This is a genomic window from Psychrobacter sp. T6-1 (assembly GCF_052258445.1).
Map to the genome: position 1 here is coordinate 1 of NZ_JBQQFC010000598.1, position 898 is coordinate 898.

Genomic DNA, 898 nt, shown 5'->3' on the forward strand with positions numbered 1-898 from the left:
AGTATCAGTATCAGTCGTCAGTGCCATTGGCAAGCAAAGTACTGATCGTTCTATGATAGCGCTGTTGTTGGCGTTTTAGCGTTTGTCTATCAGCGACGATAATGGCTTTGAGTTCTGTCAATGCCACCTCAAAATTATCATTAATAATGACAAAGTCAAAATTCACATATTGCGCCATTTCAGTCACGGCGCCAGCGAGCCGTTTTTCTATCACCTCCAAGCTATCTTGACCGCGAGTGGATAAGCGCTGACGCAAAGTGGCGATACTAGGCGGCAAGATAAATACCATCGTCGCCTCGGTAAATATCTTTTTAACTTGCAAAGCGCCTTGCCAGTCGATCTCCAAAATCACATCGACGCCTGCCTCGAGCTGCGCGCGTACGCTCGACTCTGAGGTACCATAATAGTTGCCAAATACTTCAGCATGCTCCAAAAACTGATTGTCATTGATAGCGCTGACAAAACTATCAACACTCGTAAAGTGATAGTGATGACCGTCAATCTCGCCCGGACGCGGCGCACGAGTGGTATGTGAGACGCTAACCGTCAAATCACTGGTGGTTGCCAGCAGCTGCTTGACAAGGGATGTCTTGCCCGTACCTGAGGCGGCAGTAATAATAAATAAGGAACCTGTCATACCATGTGTCCAAGTCAATGTTGTAATGAGTATTTAGCCAAAATCATAAAAATGTAGTTGAATTATCAAACATGCCCTAATAATAGCGCTTTATTATAAACCGCTTTTGACGACTAAAAATGATTTTATGAGTCTGTGTATTTACCTAAAAGTATTCAGCCTCTTTAAAGGTCATAAAAGTTAAAACGCAGCAAAAGCAAAATATGCTAAAGTAGGGCATTTGTTTTAAGCTATCTATTTAAGCTTTGACTGTAAATTATC

General features: G+C 42.4%; 1 protein-coding gene. It reads right to left on the bottom strand.

Features of this window, described 5'->3' with window-relative positions:
• Positions 1–10: 10 nt before the first annotated feature.
• Positions 11–637, bottom strand: a complete 627-nt coding sequence (gene gmk / locus ACTXGO_RS14840; protein WP_443575062.1) for a guanylate kinase — start codon at positions 635–637, stop codon at positions 11–13.
• Positions 638–898: the final 261 nt, after the last annotated feature.